The organism is Salinibacterium sp. UTAS2018 (genome assembly GCF_004118935.1).
GTDB lineage: Bacteria > Actinomycetota > Actinomycetes > Actinomycetales > Microbacteriaceae > Rhodoglobus.
In genome coordinates, this window is record NZ_CP035375.1 from 1,270,472 (window position 1) to 1,283,918 (window position 13,447).

The window sequence follows — 13,447 nt, forward strand, 5'->3', positions numbered from 1 at the left end:
GGGTGAGTTTCCAGACGCCGAGGAACGCCTCATATTTCGGCTCTGAATGTTTCCGCGCGTGCAATTACAGATGCAGTGTGAGATCGTTCGCGATCAAACCGTCGGTCGCGGTGTCATTTGTTCGCCGGAGCAGCCGGAGAACATAGAGTTGCCCCATGGACGACATCTCCCCCGCATCATCACCCGAAGACGCGGCCCCGGCAAAGACGTCGCTACTGCGCACGCGCATCCGTCAGCTCACAACGCCGTGGTGGCGCCTAGCGTGGCTCATTGGCGGATTGGCCTGGGCCGTTGTGTTCAACGTCGTGTATGTCACCACCGGTGGAACTCAGGAGTGGTGGGGCATCGTCTCGGTTGTTCCCATTGCGCTGCTGCTGCTCGATCTCCTGCGTCTCGAACGTCTCGAACGGGCTGCCGAACAAAAACGCCAGGCCGAACTCAAAAAACGAGGCTAGCGCGCACCCGGCGCGAGCAAGCCACTCTTGGCCACCTTAAACACCCTGATAGTCCTGGCCATCGCGTTCCGGGCCTGAACACGTGCCCGCCGTCTCGGGACGTTGACGTCAATGCCCCGCGTCACGCGATTCGGGGCCGGCGGGCTGTCGTGCTGTCGTGCGCCGCGCGTGCGTCAGGCTCAGAACTAACGCGCCGCCGACGAGCAAAAGAATACCCGCGACAAGCGTCGCGACTTTGGGCTCAGCACCCGTTGCGGCCAGCTGCGCCGACGGAGGGGTAACCGCAGACTCGGGAGCAACGCCCGGTTCGGTAAGCTGCGAGACAGTCGGATTAGCCGAAGGAGTCGCCGTCGGCTCCGTCGGCGTAGGTGTTGGTGTTGGTGTTGGTGTTGGTGCCGTCGGCGTAGGTGTTGGCGTAGGTGTTGGTGACGGTTCGGGTTCGACGGTCAATTCGAATTCGAACACCTGAGTGTTGGGCACGGAGCCTGCGAAACTCAGCGTGTACGTGCCCGCGGCGGCTGTTGCATCCGGATGTTGGTAGGTGAACGAGATCTGGCCGGCGGCATCGGCATCCACCGTACCCACAACCGATGGTGTCCCCTCAGAAGTGAGCGTCACCACGATGCCGGTCTCATTGGGCCGAAACCCGCTTGAGGTGATCGTGATGCCCGAGCTGATGAAATCGCTGCGCGTGATCGTTGTTGGGGCGACGAATACCGGCACCGGTGTAAAAATGAATTGCACGCCGTTGGCAGTGAAACTGCTGAGCTGTTCGGCGCCCGGTGCCGCGTTGAAGGCACTGACCGCGTCGACGAACCCACCCACGAAAGTGGGATCTGCCGCCAGTTGGGCGTCGAAGTCTGCGAGAGAGCGCTGCGGATCACCCAGCACCCACGGGGTGATGTTGCCGATGGCGCTCGTTGCAATCCACTTCACTGACGGGTCGCTGAAGTCTTGGCTTGGCGACTGCGAGTAGAGGATGATCTGCGTGCCCGTACCATTCTGGATGAAGATGCTCGCGTAAAACTGTGTGGGTGCAGTTGTCGTGAACGACGTTGTCGCGGCCAGCTCGACCAAGGAACTGCCCGTGTTCACGGGCAGCGTCGGCGCAAAACCGTAGCTTGGCTGACCTCCCGAGGGTATTTCGAGCCCCGCGGTTGTGCTCACCAGCGCCCCCGCCGAAAAGTTTTGATTGCTCCACCCGTCGGTGCCGAAGGGGGCACCTTCCGCAATACCGGAATCGACCACGTAGGTGGCTCCGGGAGTCGCTGCCGTCGCCGACGACGCAATCGCCAACAAGACCACGAACGCGATGCCAAGAGCAACGACTGCCACTGAACCGCGCCGTACACTCGCCACAAAGGCCACCATGAGCCTTCCTTCCAATTCGGGTCACGCTGAACGCTCGCTACATTTTATGTCATCCGAGTTCCATCCGACCCTATGGAAATATCGGGGCACGATGCCTGACCAGATCGAGCGCCACACGTGGGCATCCCACAGCGCCAAAGTGACGCTGAGCTCGGGAATCTAGAAAATTGTGAAAGTGCCCCTGGAGGGATTCGAACCCCCGTCGCCGCCCCCGGAAGGCCGGATGAGTGCCCCAAAACCCCGCAAATTCGGAGTTATTGAGTGACCACAGCCATGAATGATCTGCATTGTTTGCCCACAGTTGTGGGCAAAATGTGGGCAGAACGAGCAACCTTGAATTAGGGCGTGGGCTGTCGCTACTCGCTGTCGCGCCCCTCGAAATGCGAGCAAAATTCCGAATTCTCACTACACTCGTCGCATCGCGGGATCGAGGCGGTGCGACCCAGCCAAACCATTAACCCATCGTCGCTCTCCGACGCTCCGACGGTGATGCTCTCGCCTTCGCTCTCAACCGTCAATTCGTCAGGGGCGTGCAAGCGGGTGTCGTCATAGAAAAAACTCCAGCCCCAGGCTTCTTCCTCAGCGGCATAAACCTTGGGGTAGTCGAGTTTCTTGATGCGTTCTGCATAGAAGGTAAGCAGGAGCCCTGCCCTGTCTTTGCTAATCCGTGAACTGCTGTTGTCGACTGCCATAAAGTTCAGCTTAGGGGCGCGCCCTCAGCAATCGCGCTGTTCGCAGCCTCGTATAGGAACAGAGTCCGGATACCAATCACTTAGGGGCAGCTCGGGCTGTTGAAACGCAGTCAGACTCCCCTATTCACCAAACTGAGCGATTCGAAGCTCATTGAGTCAGAAGTGCTCGTAGAGGCCTCTCAGATTGCCCTTTACTTGAAAGTCTTCTATCACCCGTCCTGAGGAGGCGGGCAGATTCAGCGCCATATAAGTGACGGCCGGAAGAAGCACGAAACTCACCCAATACGTTTCGGTACCATCGGGCGACCCCATCCACGAATGATCAGCATCGCTTGCCCATGATTGTCGGCAGATCGTGGGCGAAGCGCGAAAGTCCCGCATTTCGGATCATCAGTGCATTCATACTTCACGCTCTGACGACTCAGCTGAAACGGAACTCCGCATCCCCAGCTTTGGCCATACGCCTAGTCGCCGATAAACTCTCGATGCTGGTTACTGCTGTTCTCAAGCAAGATAGTGAAGTTGCTTTTGTGGAGCAACCATTTCCTCCCGATCCGCCATCCCGTCGGAGCAAGGCTCCCAGCTGCAAGCCACCTGTATACAGTTTGTTGAGTCTTACCGAGCAACGTCGTCAAGTCCGCGATCGTGAGCTCTTCCGAATATGCCTCAAGGAACTTCGTAGGCAAATTCACTTTCGTTGACTCGCCGCCGTTGTCAGCCCACGCCTGAAGCTCCTCACGGTAGACAATCCAAGCATCCGCGATGCGGTGCGCTGGGATCTTCCCGCTATTCAACATTCGCCATACCGTGACGTCAGAAACCCGAGTGATCTCTGCGACCTCAGCAACACTGAGGACTTGGGGGAACCGCGTCCAATAACTCCTGTCAGGCATCACGTAAACCAGCAATACGTGGGCGACGAGAAGCCACAAGGTCGACGTAAGAAATTACGTCTCTTTTGGAGCAAAAGGAAATTGGAACCAACACTGCCAACCGTTTCTTCACGCAAATAGAGCTTCTTGTCCTTGCATTATGTCGCGGAGTAGAGAGTTCGCCGGGGAAAAGCGCTGTCGATGCCGAGTATCTGGGGTCACCGCCCATGCTGCAGCGAGCTACTTAGTAAGGATCGGCCGTTGCGCTACCGTCGCGGCGAGCACTAAGGAGTGAAAGATTTAGTTGTTTAAACGTGTGATTCATTTTCTAATGAAGTAATATCACTATGAAAAGCGACAATCGCCGCCGGGTTGCCGGAATTTTTGGCGACGTGGACAACAAAAGTGGAACCAAACGTCTACCCCCCAGAATAGGGTGATACGAGCGTTACGCGAAGAAAACTCGGGCAAAAGGCTCGGCGTTTATCGCTTAAAGGAGAAGTTTCGAATGACGAATGAGCGAACAGAGGCACAGCAGAAGACTCGACGACTGATCGCCATAATTTTGGTCGTTCTTCTTGGTCTAGCTGCCGTAGTTGCCATCGTCCTGTCACTTGTTTCGGCCTCCTCAAACAGCGGATCAACGGAACCCACGGATTCTGCCTCTGGGACAGAGACTTCACCAGCGGAAGCGACAGCGGATCCCGGAGACCCACGCGGGGAAGTGGTCGACTCCACAGTCACCGAACAGGGACTCGTGGCACAGCCGATCACCGATGACATGCGCGAGTACGCGATCGAGGCAGCAAAAGCGCTCGTCACAGTCGACTCGACAAAAGTCGACCGTACTCAATTCAAGGAGTACATCGCAGGCTGGGTTGGATACGACCAGCGATATGGAACTGAGCTCTCAGAACTCGAAAGTGTCAGATCAGATCGTCTCAACGAAATATATAACCGGCTGATTGGCGATACGTCGCGATGGGACCTTCTTGCTCGAGATAACTCGGTCATTGTCGGAGCCTTCGCCGATGACCTCAAAGTGGACTACGACCACGCAACGTTTGACGATGGCTCTTTAGACGATCTGATAGCAGTCGACCTCCACACCATCACTGTCGGCTTAGAAATCACGACCACGGCAGACCAGAGCGGCAACTCGCTCGAGATCACAGACCCGCTGAGCGTATCTATGCAGATCCAGTGCAAGGGTTCTTACCCTGTGCCCCCCACTACACAGGCCCCTGGAGACTGCACCGTTATTCGCTACTTTCCGGAATTTTTCAACTAATGGCCGCTCCTCTCGTAGCGAAGTTCGCACTTTCTCAAGGGCTGAAGCCAGCGCTGCGGATTCTCGTGTTTGGCGTAGCAGGAATTGCAGGAGCCCTGCTGCTCTCGCTCCCGCTCGCTTTAGGAGTCGTCAGCGCCAGTACCGTGCCGACGCCGCCCGCGAACGCGGCCGGCGGGCCGCTCATCGTCGGGGACTGGGGTGCCCCTCAGAGCGGCTACTACGAAACTGCGCACTTCGGGTACCCAGACCGATCCGACTGCTTCGTATGCTCCACGTTCCACAAGGGGATCGATCTCACTGCCGGCTGCGGAAGCCCGGTTTATGCGGCTGGCTCAGGAACAGTAGTGGCAGCCGGTTGGAACTCAGGAGGCTACGGCAATTGGGTCAATATCGACCACGGCGGCGGGTACGTCACCGTTTACGGACACATGCCGAACGGCGGGGTCCTAGTCCAGGAAGGCCAGACCGTGGTTGCCGGCGATCAGATCGGCCTGGAAGGTTCGACTGGTTTCTCCACTGGATGCCACCTGCACTTCGAGCTCGACATCGACGGCGTGCCCGTTGATCCGAGACCTTTCATGCTGCAACACGGCATTTCGCTCTAGCAATCAATCGCTCACAAAAGGAATAGAAATGATTCACTTCGCAATCGAATTACTCGGCAGCCTTCCGGCTGATGTCGAGGTCCCTCAGATCGATCCGGATTTTTCCGCACCTTTCATGGTCGGAGTCCAAACAGTTGTTTCCTACATTCTGGGCGCCGCTCTTGTGATCATGTTCGGCATCTTGATTGTCGCCGTGGCCTCTTTGGGCTTCAAGTCAATCGTCCCGGAACGGATGCAAAGCTGGGCTGGAGAGAACGTAGCAACAGTCGCAATTGCGACAATCATTCTCGGCAGCATCTCGGGCATTTTTGCGTGGCTCGTCAACTTCAACTTCGGATTCTAAAACAGCATGAGGATCTCAAAACTGGCGATGCTGGGGATATCGGGGGCTGTCGCCGTCGGCATCGGTCTGCTCGCCGCAGCACCGGCAGCTGCGGGTCCAATCGAAAACCACAAGACAGCCGTGGTTTCGGTTGCTCAGGGAGAAGTAACGGGTCAAGAGTGGAGTGCTCCTGCAGCTGACGTCGAGTGCATCAGGACTGGCATCAGGATCACGTGCGCCCCCAAAGAGCTCGCGAGTTCTGTGGAAGAACGATGCTTCAACAAAGTGCTCATCGACGGCAAATCGAACACTGTATGCACCTCCGCGGAAGACAATATTGACGACATCAAGGCCGCTGGAGGGGAAGAGCTCAAAATCGATTTCAAATGCGCTTTGCTCGATCCGTCATGCACCCTTGGGCAAACAGTGGCTAGCGCATTAGCAGGGTCAATCGGGATGCAGCTCAGCTGGGCAATTGGCCAAACTAGCTTTAATTCGGATTCCCGCATCTGGGATGCATCGGTAACTGAATGGGCATGGTGGCAAGGCGCCATCGTCTTGGTCATTCTTGGCGCCGGGGTTGTCGCCATCGTTACAGCTGTAGCGACCGGCGATCGCAGCGATCTCGTCACGGCAGTAGGGCGTTTTGCGCTAGCTCTACCGCTGTCGGCCGCCTCTCTTTGGATGGTAGGCACGCTGTTAGACATCGTCGATCTCATGACTGAACCACTCATCAACCGCACCAATGGCGACGGCGGCCTTGAGAAGTTTATGGAGAACTTGATTTTTGGCGGCGGTGGCGGCAACTTCTTTGCTGCGACCGCCACTCTTGGCGTCATGATGATTGCCTGTGGCGTCCTTGTCGCCGTTTTCTCTTTCCGAAACTTCGCTTTGGCTGCTCTGATCTCTATGGGGCCGGTGGCGTGGATGCTTTTCCCTACGTCCTTTGGGAAGCAGTGGGTAGTGCGTTACTTTTCCGCGGTGATCGCGCTGATTTTGACCACGCCGCTCACGCTCGGCCTACTCGGGCTGGTCATTACAGGCATTGGAGAAGTTGACACTCTCTGGAGCGTTCAGGCGCTGCCCTTTGCCATCGGACTATGCATGATCGCGTTTGTGCCAATCGCTGCATTCAGCATGTTTAGTTTCATCGGCGGCACCGCCGCTGACGCTGTCGGCTCACGCTTGGGTTCCGGCGCAACTCGGCAAGTTAGCCGTGGCGTTTCGATGGCGCGAGGCGCTGCTAGCAGGTCTAGCGCTGCCCGTCGGAAAGCCAGTCAACCGCGCTCGTCCGCGCCGCGCACAACATCTCCTTCGGTTTCCAACCAGAAGCCTCAAAGCCATCGAAGCGCAGGGGCTAGTTCTTCACAGCCCAAAGTCTCCTCAGGGGCCAATCCAGTGGCACCTACTTCACCCCGATCAAGCGTCGCCCCACGAAATGGAGCTAGCTAATGTCCAGTAATACTGACATCTACAACCGTCCGGTTCGTCTCAGCCGGCGATCGTCTCAAGGGGTCTTCCTTGGACTCGACGGCTGGGCGTTCACTTCTATCGCTGCCGCTTTAGCGATCGCAGTCATCTCTGCAACTCGATATGGGTTTATAGGATTCTTTGCAAGTGCTGTCATTTGGGCGCCGCTAGCAATAGCGTCGTTCATTCCACTCCAAGGAATGCCCGCATCGAAGCTCGCTGCGCTCTGGATCTCAAAGCAGGTTAGGCACACGACAGGTGGAACAAAGACTCGATTCCGCCCTGAACGCCCGCGCATTGCCGCGACTCTGAACCTTCCCGGCAAACTGGGCAACATCCAACTGTGGGACTCGAACGATTTCACCTCGGCCTATAACCCCAGCGATCGAACCGTCTCAATCACGGCCGAACTAGACGTCGACGGCTTTCTGATGATGGACAATGCCGACCGGTATGACCTGTCGCAGCAGCTTGCGTCCGTGCTCACCTCCTTCACACAGCGCCCCGGCATCAAACGGGTTTCGTTGCAAGAGCGCACGATGCCGACGACGATTCGGCCGGCACGGCAACACTTCGAAGACACGCTCGCGCGCCGAGGAACAGACGGTTCAACCGCCGTCGCACAGAACTACCTCGATGTCATGGACAACGCAGAACGCTTCGCGGTCTCACACCGCAACTACCTCACGTTGACCATCGACCTCGTGGCGCTCCAGGCGCAGCTGAAGAGTCTTGGCGGTGGAAAGCAAGCAATCCAGACGCTCGCAAAGCTAGAAGCCGGCAACGTGTCAGCCGCCCTCGCAGCAGCAAATATCAACGTCCGCCGTTGGCTCGATTCGCGTCAATGGGCAGCCCTAGCGCGCACCGCGCTCGACATTGACTCTGTACCGATGATCCAAGACCGCTCTGATGAACAGTCGGGAGTTTCGGTGGACGCGATCGGGCCGATGGCTTTCGATGAGCCACGTGGAAACAACGGTGTGGTTCGAGCTGACGGAGCTTGGCACTCCACTATGTGGATTCACGAGTGGCCACGGAGCATGGCGCAGGTGGGATTCATCGAACCCATCGTCTTCGCCCGTGACCCATCTACCGATGACGCGATCAGCCACATTTTCACCCTCGTCCTGACTCCGGTTTCCGTGAAGGCGGCCCTCAAGCGCATCCGCACAGAGAAGAAGGTCTGGCGAGGAAACCAACGCTTGAAAGCGAAACGCAACGACAGCGATTCGGCCGAGGACCGCGCCGACTGGCAAGCGCTGGATGACCAAGAAGAGTCCATCGTCCAGGGACACGGCGAATACCGTTACGGCGGCTACCTCACGGTGAGCGCCCCCACTGAGGAACGTCTCGCGTCCGGAATTGCCGGCATTCGTAACGCCATGTCTCGGGTCGGCATGGAAGGCCAGATTCTTTACTGCCAGCAAGCAGAGGCATTGCTGATCAACGCGATGCCACTCGGAACGGGATTGAAATAATGGCACGGAAAGTATTCAGCGTCACGCCCTCGTCGTTGACGCGCCGCGAACGCCGCCAGCGAGCGAAAGAGATCGCCGCCTTGGCCTCACAGGTAGATGAGCCCAGCCAGAGCCAGAGCACACTGAACTTGCCTCCCGCGGCCGTCCCCGGAATGTTCGGGCCGGGGGTTCGAACTGGCGAGTACTGGAACCTGATGCGGTTGCAGCAGCCCCACCATCAAGCCACAAGCCATAACGTCGCCGGCATCTACCCGTTCATCGCCGACCGCGGACTTGGCCATCGCGGCCCCATCCTCGGTGTTGACCTCAACGCTGACTCGTTGTGGCATTTCTCACCGTGGGACCTCTACACCGACACCACGTCTCGAGCGGCACTATCAACGAACATTCTCGTGCTCGGAGCCTACCGATCCGGCAAGTCCGGAGTGTTGAAGATGCTGACAACCCGAAGCATCCCTTTCGGGCACCAGGTCGTCGTTCCCTCTGATTCCAAGGGCGAGTGGGTTGCCGTGTGCGAAGCAACACCAGGCGGAAAAGTTATCCGCGTCGGTGGACCACACACGGACGCCCGAATCAATCCGCTAGACGGTGGCCCTCGACGCTCGAATGCCAGCGACGACGAGCACATACAAATGGTCCACGACCGCCGGCACGGAACGTTGCGGAGCATCATTGAGCTCACGCTCAGCGGGCAACCGCCACTGACCCCGATGGAGCACGCTTCCATCAGCTGGGCGCTCGACACCGCGATCGAAGTCACCGGCGACCGCCCAACCTTGACGGCGGTGTCCGAGCAGCTAGAGAACCTCGATCCAACGTCCTCTCTCCGAGCCGAGAAGCTGTTCAACGAAGGTGAACGCGCACGCTACGTTCTCAAACGCTTCATTGACGGCGATCTTCGTGGTCTCTTCGAAAACGAATCGACCGTGAAGTTTGACGATGAAGCGCCCATGGTTGTCGTCGACACTTCCGAGCTCTTCCAACGGGGAAACCTCGTTGCGCAGCTAACCCAACTCTGCACAAGCGCATGGATCCAAGCAGTCATCTCAGACAGGGCTGCCAAGCGCACCCGCTACTTGATTCGTGAAGAGGGATGGCGCGACATGTCCTCAGTGGCAGCGCTGCAGACGCTTCAACAGTGGTTGAAGCTGTCACGCCACTACGGCATCAGCAACGTCCTGATCCTGCACAAGTTCTCCGACCTCGACGCCGTCGGCAAAGAAGGCTCAGAAGAGCGTGCACTGGCGTACTCAATCGCCGCTGACATCGAGAACAAGTTCATCTTCCGTGTGAACCAGCAAGAAGAAGACAACCTCGTCAAACGACTGAAACTACCACCGCAGCATGTGCTGATCGCCCGCCGTTTACGGTCGGGAACCTTCATCGCTTACGTCGGCCTGTACTCGTACTTGGTCGACGCATTCGTCACCTCCACCGAGTGGGAGTACGAACTCTTCAAGACTGACGACGCCATCGAAGGCGCCGCGGACATTGTCGACAACCCCATCGCTGAGCTGGATTTCAGGACGCAGTACCTTGACGATCTCTGGCCACTCGATGAACCCAACCTGGACCAAATCTGGCCCTCGACCGTGCCCGTTGAGGGCCACAAGGAGAAGTCCGCATGAGCACCCTCGAAATGACCGCTGACGTTGCACCCAACGGCACCGAAGCTACCGTCAGCGTTGCCGGCCAGCCGACAGAAACAGTTCAGTATGCGCGCGAGGATCAGCTGCGCACCGGGATCATTCAAAGAGCGTCGGAGATCGCACGCGAGAACGGGACCGACGTTCGGCTGACTTCGAAACAGTCCAACGGAGTATTCCGTCTGTTGGTGTCTGGCGACGGTCGCGTTAGCCCCGACAACAGAGTGGAACTGCAGGAGCACACCGCACCCGTAGAACCACTACGTAGGACTCGACCGATGGTCGTCGAGCGCGAGATCCAAACACCTGCGGCCCCTGAAGCAGAACCGACACAGGAGGCAGTCGAGGAGGCTCCCGAAGAGGGACGCCGCTCATTCCTCGCCGATGACAGCGCAGCTCTACCGCCAGCCACAGGATGGCGCGGGCTCGTCACGCGCACAACCGGAATCAAGATCGCACCTTCGCTTGCGGAGCAAGAACGTCTCATGAATGTTCGAGCCGTCAGCCAGCACTGGGCAGGCGGCCGCTCTATTTCCGTTGTCAACGGCAAAGGTGGCGTCGGAAAAACGCTGACCACAGCAATGCTGTCCGCCGTATTTGCACGTCACGGCGGCTCGGGAGTGATCGCCTGGGATAACAACGACACCCGCGGAACACTCGGCTGGAGGACTGAACGCTCCAGCCACAACGCCACCATCCAAGACCTTGGCGGTGTGACCGAACAGCTCATGCAGCCCACAGCGACCATCGGAGATTTGGCTCTCTACGTCCATCATCAGAGCGCTGATATGTATGACGTGCTTCGCTCAAACCCCAAGCTTCTGGCCTCCGATCAACGCCTCACTGCCGCCGAATTTGATGCGCTCAATGAAGTCATCAAGAAGTACTCGCGAATGGTCATCTTCGACACAGGCAACGATGAATCCTCCGAGCGGTGGCTCCGGATGATCGACCACAGCGACCAACTCGTGGTTCCCACCAGCCCCTCGGGGGAAGCCGCAGAGTCAGCAGCATTGTTGCTCGAAGAGCTGAGTCAACGAGATGAGCGTTCCGCAAAGCTAGTAAAGAATGCTGTCGTCGTCGTCACAGTCGCGGAGCGCTCCACGCCGGCCGCTGAAGTAGCCCGCATCGTTTCCGGGTTTGAGAAGGTTGCACCACGTACTGTCGTGATTCCTTTTGATCCCAGTTTGAAGTCCGGCGCTCTACGCTTCGACAGCTTGAAGCCAGCAACCAAGAACGCATGGATCGCAGCCGGCGCCGCCGTCGCCGCCAGCTTGAACGAGCAGAACGCATGAACACTGCGAAGAACTGGTGGGTAACCCCAGTTCTTGGACTCGTGGCCGTGATCCTCGTGATCAACTTCGCCTGCCAGGCGGTGACGACCCTCGTCACAAAGATCATCTGTGACAGCAGTGCAGCCCCGCAATCCATGTTCGCAGGTCTCGGGTTCGTCTTTCTGGGTGACACCTCCAGCTATGTCGTCGACGCAAGCTGTTCCTTCCCCGCAACGGCAGCACGTATCGCCGGCATCGCCGTCATGATTATTTGCGTCCTTGCGGTAATCGCCGCGACCATCATGTGGTTCCGATACCGCCAGTCGGATGGCTATTTCATCCAGCAACTACGCGGGCGTGAAGGATTCGCCAAGGGCAGCGAGATCACCAAGCACCTTTCCGCAAAAGCCGTGCTGAAGCAGGCAAAGACACTCCGCCCCAACCTGCACAAGCCTGCCGCCACAGACGTGGGATGGAGAGTCGGACGTTCGTCCGGCGTTGACGTCTACGTCTCGATCGAAGACTCGGTAGCAGTCGAAGGTGCCCCCCGATCCGGCAAGGGCTACCGCATCCTCATCTCGGCGATCCTCGACTGGGCAGGCCCACTGGTCACGACGTCGACCACCAACGACAACTTGGCCGCAACGATGCGACCGCGCGCTGAGCGAGGCCGCGTGACGGTCTTCGACCCGCAACAACTTTCAGGTGTCGGTTCAGCGCTACGCATTTCACCGATCACCGGATGCGACGATCCTCTGGTCGCTGACCAACGAGCCCAAGCGATCATTGCCGGAACAGCTCTCGGTTCCAGCCAGTCAAACCAAGAATGGGCAGGTGCAGCCTCCAGCGTTCTGGCACAACTCCTTCACGCAGCCGCAGTCTCCGGAGGCGGAGTCGAGCAGCTGTACCACTGGGGTTCAAACCCCGGCCTTGCCCGTGGGGCGGTCGATATTCTGCGCACTGACGGCGCACCAGGATGGGCCGAAAGCCTCAACGGTGTTCTCGGCGGCGACCCCAAGCTTCTGTCGTCGTCGTGGTTCGGAGTCGCAGCAGCCGTTCGACCGTTGGGCATTCCGAGCCTCAGAGAAGCTCTCTCGCCAAAGCGTGGCGAAAACTTCGACGCCGACGAATTCCTCTCTGGCGAAAACACTCTCTACCTGATCGGCTCCAGCGGCGGCTCGGGTGCGATGGGCGGCTTCCTCGGCGCCCTCCTGGACGACGTGGTTGAAACCGCACGCCGCAAAGCACTAGCAACACCCGGCTCACGGCTCGACCTGCCACTAGGACTGATTCTCGACGAGATCGCGAATATGTTCGCGTGGCCAGCGCTGCCACGAGTCATGGCTGACGGTGGCGGCCGAGGAATCTGCACAATGGTCGTCCTTCAGGCACTCTCACAAGCCGAGACTGCCTGGTCAAAGGCAGAAGCAGACACCATCTGGTCGGCAGCAACGGCAAAGATTCTGCTCGGCGGAGCTTCAGATATGGGGCACCTGCGCGATATTGAAGCCATGCTCGGAACGCGACAGCTAAAGCGATCTTCCTACAGCTACAACCAGCAGGGAGCCTCGACCAGCAACCAGCTCGAGCGAGTTCCGCTAATGACCGTCGACGAGATCCGTCGTATGCCGCAATCGATGGGATTGCTGGCCTACCGAAACCGTCGTGGAGCACTTCTCGATCTGCGCGGATGGACTGATCGTGCTGACAGCAAGAGCATCTCGACGGGCAAGCGCACAACCGAAGCAGAGCAGCAGGAACAGTTCCGCACGCAGTTCGCCAAGGCCGAACCGCTCGCGCTTTCTGAGCCCGAGGAAACCCTCGAGCTGGACTACGAGGAAACCCAGAACTGATGTCGAACTCTCGCCGGCTGGCACGAGGCAATAAATACCGCACCGGTTATCTGCGCTCACGCGCATGGTTCGCCCGCCGAGCCCGATGGTTCGCCGAGGAGACCGCAGCCGGCAACGA

Annotated in this window: 12 protein-coding genes; 9 read left to right on the forward strand and 3 right to left on the reverse strand. The window is 58.4% G+C overall.

Annotated features, from left to right (window positions below; translation table 11 throughout):
- Positions 1 to 155: 155 nt before the first annotated feature.
- Positions 156 to 455 (forward strand): hypothetical protein, encoded by a 300-nt coding sequence (locus ESZ53_RS06010; RefSeq protein WP_129071994.1) that lies wholly within the window; start codon positions 156 to 158, stop codon positions 453 to 455.
- 108 nt (positions 456 to 563) lie between these two features.
- Here the strand turns inward: ESZ53_RS06010 and ESZ53_RS06015 are convergent, their stop codons facing one another.
- The 3 genes from ESZ53_RS06015 to ESZ53_RS06025 all read right to left on the reverse strand — a co-directional run bounded on the left by ESZ53_RS06015 (position 564) and on the right by ESZ53_RS06025 (position 3,411).
- Entirely contained in the window at positions 564 to 1,790 is a 1,227-nt protein-coding gene (locus ESZ53_RS06015) for a hypothetical protein (RefSeq protein WP_129071995.1), read from the reverse strand.
- 392 nt (positions 1,791 to 2,182) lie between these two features.
- Positions 2,183 to 2,518, reverse strand: coding sequence for a hypothetical protein (locus tag ESZ53_RS06020; RefSeq protein WP_129071996.1), 336 nt, complete (start codon positions 2,516 to 2,518; stop codon positions 2,183 to 2,185).
- Positions 2,519 to 2,982: 464 nt separating this feature from the next.
- Entirely contained in the window at positions 2,983 to 3,411 is a 429-nt protein-coding gene (locus tag ESZ53_RS06025; RefSeq protein WP_256386363.1) for a helix-turn-helix domain-containing protein, read from the reverse strand.
- A gap of 487 nt (positions 3,412 to 3,898) precedes the next feature.
- Between ESZ53_RS06025 and ESZ53_RS06030 the strand changes: the two genes are divergently transcribed.
- From ESZ53_RS06030 to ESZ53_RS06065, 8 genes are all read left to right on the forward strand, one after another.
- On the forward strand, positions 3,899 to 4,681 hold the full coding sequence (locus ESZ53_RS06030) for a hypothetical protein (protein WP_129071998.1): 783 nt from the start codon (positions 3,899 to 3,901) through the stop codon (positions 4,679 to 4,681).
- Complete coding sequence (locus ESZ53_RS06035) at positions 4,681 to 5,286, forward strand: M23 family metallopeptidase (RefSeq protein ID WP_129071999.1); 606 nt, start codon at positions 4,681 to 4,683, stop codon at positions 5,284 to 5,286. The genes ESZ53_RS06030 and ESZ53_RS06035 overlap by 1 nt, the downstream gene beginning before the upstream one ends.
- A gap of 28 nt (positions 5,287 to 5,314) precedes the next feature.
- The gene (locus ESZ53_RS06040; RefSeq protein WP_129072000.1) at positions 5,315 to 5,629 is read left to right on the forward strand and encodes a hypothetical protein; all 315 of its coding nucleotides are present in this window, start codon (positions 5,315 to 5,317) and stop codon (positions 5,627 to 5,629) included.
- 264 nt (positions 5,630 to 5,893) lie between these two features.
- Positions 5,894 to 7,060, forward strand: a complete 1,167-nt coding sequence (locus tag ESZ53_RS06045) for a hypothetical protein (RefSeq protein ID WP_129072001.1) — start codon at positions 5,894 to 5,896, stop codon at positions 7,058 to 7,060.
- Positions 7,060 to 8,556, forward strand: coding sequence for an SCO6880 family protein (locus ESZ53_RS06050; RefSeq protein ID WP_129072002.1), 1,497 nt, complete (start codon positions 7,060 to 7,062; stop codon positions 8,554 to 8,556). Before ESZ53_RS06045 ends, ESZ53_RS06050 begins: the two co-directional genes overlap by 1 nt.
- A complete protein-coding gene (locus ESZ53_RS06055) occupies positions 8,556 to 10,184 on the forward strand; it encodes a hypothetical protein (protein WP_129072003.1) in 1,629 nt (542 codons plus the stop codon). The genes ESZ53_RS06050 and ESZ53_RS06055 overlap by 1 nt, the downstream gene beginning before the upstream one ends.
- Positions 10,181 to 11,497 (forward strand): AAA family ATPase, encoded by a 1,317-nt coding sequence (locus ESZ53_RS06060; RefSeq protein WP_129072004.1) that lies wholly within the window; start codon positions 10,181 to 10,183, stop codon positions 11,495 to 11,497. Before ESZ53_RS06055 ends, ESZ53_RS06060 begins: the two co-directional genes overlap by 4 nt.
- Positions 11,494 to 13,329 carry a type IV secretory system conjugative DNA transfer family protein gene (locus ESZ53_RS06065; protein ID WP_129072005.1) on the forward strand — a complete coding sequence of 612 codons (1,836 nt, stop codon included), beginning with the start codon at positions 11,494 to 11,496 and terminating at the stop codon, positions 13,327 to 13,329. The genes ESZ53_RS06060 and ESZ53_RS06065 overlap by 4 nt, the downstream gene beginning before the upstream one ends.
- The last annotated feature ends 118 nt before the right edge of the window (positions 13,330 to 13,447 follow it).

Coding starts and splice junctions, on each gene's coding strand:
- ESZ53_RS06055 (WP_129072003.1), top strand. CDS start 8,556: ATGGCACGGAAAGTATTCAGCGTCACGCCCTCGTCGTTGACGCGCCGC.
- ESZ53_RS06030 (WP_129071998.1), top strand. CDS start 3,899: ATGACGAATGAGCGAACAGAGGCACAGCAGAAGACTCGACGACTGATC.
- ESZ53_RS06020 (WP_129071996.1), bottom strand. CDS start 2,518: ATGGCAGTCGACAACAGCAGTTCACGGATTAGCAAAGACAGGGCAGGG.
- ESZ53_RS06050 (WP_129072002.1), top strand. CDS start 7,060: ATGTCCAGTAATACTGACATCTACAACCGTCCGGTTCGTCTCAGCCGG.
- ESZ53_RS06040 (WP_129072000.1), top strand. CDS start 5,315: ATGATTCACTTCGCAATCGAATTACTCGGCAGCCTTCCGGCTGATGTC.
- ESZ53_RS06010 (WP_129071994.1), top strand. CDS start 156: ATGGACGACATCTCCCCCGCATCATCACCCGAAGACGCGGCCCCGGCA.
- ESZ53_RS06025 (WP_256386363.1), bottom strand. CDS start 3,411: ATGCCTGACAGGAGTTATTGGACGCGGTTCCCCCAAGTCCTCAGTGTT.
- ESZ53_RS06065 (WP_129072005.1), top strand. CDS start 11,494: ATGAACACTGCGAAGAACTGGTGGGTAACCCCAGTTCTTGGACTCGTG.
- ESZ53_RS06035 (WP_129071999.1), top strand. CDS start 4,681: ATGGCCGCTCCTCTCGTAGCGAAGTTCGCACTTTCTCAAGGGCTGAAG.
- ESZ53_RS06060 (WP_129072004.1), top strand. CDS start 10,181: ATGAGCACCCTCGAAATGACCGCTGACGTTGCACCCAACGGCACCGAA.